Origin of the sequence: Pontibacter sp. BAB1700, from assembly GCF_000277005.1 — a bacterium.
Classification (GTDB): Bacteria; Bacteroidota; Bacteroidia; order Cytophagales; family Hymenobacteraceae; genus Pontibacter; species Pontibacter lucknowensis.
In genome coordinates this window covers 1-2,856 of sequence record NZ_AKIS01000187.1, presented here as the reverse complement: position 1 = coordinate 2,856, position 2,856 = coordinate 1, and the positions used below count along the sequence as shown (strand labels likewise).

General features: G+C 46.6%; 3 protein-coding genes and 1 pseudogene. 2 read left to right on the top strand and 2 right to left on the bottom strand.

From position 1 onward, the window contains the following. Positions 1-39: 39 nt before the first annotated feature. Both O71_RS18815 and O71_RS18810 read right to left on the bottom strand, forming a co-directional pair. The gene (locus O71_RS18815; RefSeq protein WP_007660149.1) at positions 40-357 is read right to left on the bottom strand and encodes a hypothetical protein; all 318 of its coding nucleotides are present in this window, start codon (positions 355-357) and stop codon (positions 40-42) included. Between the two features lie 74 nt (positions 358-431). Then, positions 432-1,694, bottom strand: a complete 1,263-nt coding sequence (locus tag O71_RS18810; RefSeq protein WP_007660148.1) for a PAS domain-containing protein — start codon at positions 1,692-1,694, stop codon at positions 432-434. A gap of 313 nt (positions 1,695-2,007) precedes the next feature. On the opposite strand from O71_RS18810, the gene efp reads away from it, so the two are divergent. Together efp and O71_RS18800 are read left to right on the top strand one after the other, a co-directional pair. Then, a complete protein-coding gene (gene efp, locus O71_RS18805) occupies positions 2,008-2,571 on the top strand; it encodes an elongation factor P (protein ID WP_007660147.1) in 564 nt (187 codons plus the stop codon). A gap of 5 nt (positions 2,572-2,576) precedes the next feature. Beyond that, positions 2,577-2,856, top strand: a pseudogene (locus O71_RS18800) (acetyl-CoA carboxylase, biotin carboxyl carrier protein); the annotation flags it as partial.

The window sequence follows — 2,856 nt, the reverse complement described above, 5'->3', positions numbered from 1 at the left end:
CACATTAGCCGCTTTTTCTGTTTATAGAGGTCATAGCACTTACACGATGTCGGCGCGAAGGGCTAAGCGTTTTTCTACCTGTGACAAAAGCTCCTGAAAACGGTCAGAGAGCTTTTCGATGTCTTTCATACCAGCATGTGCCTGGTCTATACTACCATTGCGGTACAAGCCGAACAACTGGTTTGCGCTGGACAGCAAGTCGTTATGCGTTTTTTGCAGACTGTAAAGCTCCGGCTCATTGCCGTACTTTACTTTCCCGACCTGCACAAACCAGTTGCTGATTGGACCAGCATCAGAAAAGAACACGCTATCGAGTGCCCCTCCATATAGCACAGAACGCACCTTGGACTTAAACAAAATATGCTTAATCCTAATTTGCTGAAAATCTATCTGTGCTGAATTCACGTGCTCTCCCCTAAATTTTTCTGCTGCTATACATCATCTACTGCAAAACCTAGTTCCTGCAGTTTCTTTTTTAACTGATATTTGTCAGTCACATTAAAACCAGCGATCAGTATACCAGTAATCTGGTTATGTTCGTCATAGAGCGGCTGGAAAATAAAGGTCAGGTAATTGTCCTCCAGTTTCCCCTCTGCATTGGCTAGCTTTACAATAATCTCCTTGGCCTCGAAGGTCTCCCCTGTCCTGTAGACATTATCCAGAACATCGATATAGCCCTGGTCAGCAATTTCAGGCAATGCTTCAGCCACCGTCTTTCCGATCAGCTCAACATGTGGGAACAAGTCCTGGTACTTGGGGTTAACCAGCTCATAACGATGCTCAGGACCTTTCAGGATACCAAAGAAAGTCGGCGCCTGCATAATCAAACGCTCCAGGGTCTCCCGCTCGTTCTCCGCTTTACGGTATGCCATTTGCACCTGGTCGGCCAGTTCAGACATCTGTTCGTTGCTAGACAGGAGCTCCTGCACCAGGTTTTTCACATCATGGATGTCGCTGCAGCTGCCCAGCCACATTTTGATAGTGCCATCCTCGTTGCGCATGGGCAGGTAACGGTTGAGGTGCCAACGGTAATCCCCGTCCTTATCCCGGATGCGAATCTCCAATTGTGATGGTTCCCCTGTCTCAAGTGATTTTTCCCATGCTCTGGTCGCTGCCACCAGATCATCCGGATGTATCGCCTCCTTCCAATCACCAGCTAAAAGTCGCTCAACAGGTATACCAGTGTAGTTTTCCCATTGCTTGTTGAAATAGGTAGAGCGTCCACTGGCATCATCGGCATCCACCAGGTGAGGCATTGCATCAGCCATAAAGCTGAACTTTTGCTCAATATCACGCAGCGCGTGTTTGGTTTCCTCCCTTTCGGTTACATCTTTTGTTTCCTGTAGTATATACTCTACCTCTCCTTTTTCATTCAGGATAGGCGTATGTGATGCCTCCCAATAGCGTTCATCATAACCGCTGCCGTCAGGGCGGGAGATCGCATAGCGTATCACATCCAGGTATACCCGCTGGCCTTTAGCTATTGCTTCCTGTATCGAGTGCAATACCGGATTCTGTTCATAGGGCACATTGGGCTCCGGAAAAGCTTCCAAAAGAAAATGTTTGCCTACAATTTCATCCACTTGGCGCATCGTCACTTCCAGATAGCGCTTGTTGGCTCCCAAAATTTTAAGATCGGGGTCAAGCAGCACCATGGCTTCCGGGCTATGTTCAAAGATGAGCTTATAATCCATGCAAAAAAGATTTACATTAAAAAAAAGCACCAAGCAGGTGCTGTGGGCATACAACCATACGCAAAAAGGCGAGAAGCGCACATGCTGGTATGGCCTGTTTTTTTAAAATAATGGCTAAATTATAGAAAAAAACTGACTTCCCTCCCTATATAACCGCCTTTGTTGTGAAGAAGCTTTCCACTAGTCTGCCCGAGGATTTGCCCTAAGCTTTTTAATCAATATTTGAGTATAATAGCTAACTTTGTTTGCAAGACAGCGATTTGCGCTATACTTTTATCGTTTCATTCAATATCAAGCGTAACAACAGCATACTATGGCAACCACAGCTGACATCAGAAATGGTCTGTGCATGGAATACAATAACGACCTCTATGTGGTTATTGAATTTCAGCATGTTAAACCAGGCAAAGGCCCGGCTTTCGTTAGAACGAAGCTTCGCAATATCAAAACCGGCAAAGTAGTCGACAACACTTTCTCTGCCGGCCACAAGATCACAACTGCCCGGGTGGAGCAGCGCCCTCACCAATTTATCTTCAAGGATGACCTGGGGTATAACTTCATGGACATGAATACATTTGAGCAGGTAGCACTTGACGAAAAAATGGTTCCTTTTGCTGATTTGATGAAAGAAGGTCAGGAAGTAACGATCCTGTTCCATGCTGAAACCGAAACGCCACTTACCTGTGAGATCCCTCCTTTTGTAGAGCTGACGATTACGTACACAGAGCCTGGCCTTAAAGGTGATACCGCCACAAACGCATCAAAACCAGCCATCGTTGAAACAGGTGCCACGATCCAGGTACCGTTGTTCATTGGTCAGGACGAAAAAATCAAAGTAGACACACGAACTTATTCTTACGCAGAAAGAGTAAAATAGAAAACATGAAAGCTAAAGAAATCCAGGACCTTATTGACTTTATCGCCAAATCTGGCTTGAATAAAGTAAACATTGAAACAGAAGAATTCAAGATCTCGGTGAAGCGCGATCCAGACCAGCAGGTAACGTATGTAAAGGAAGCTGCCTCTGCTCCGGTACAACATGCTGCTGCTCCTGCACCAGCTGCTGCCCCTGCTCCCGCAGCACCACAGGCTCCAGCCGCTCCGGCTGCCCCTGCTGCTGCTCCGGCCAGCGACGACAGTAAGTACATTGCCATTAAAGCAC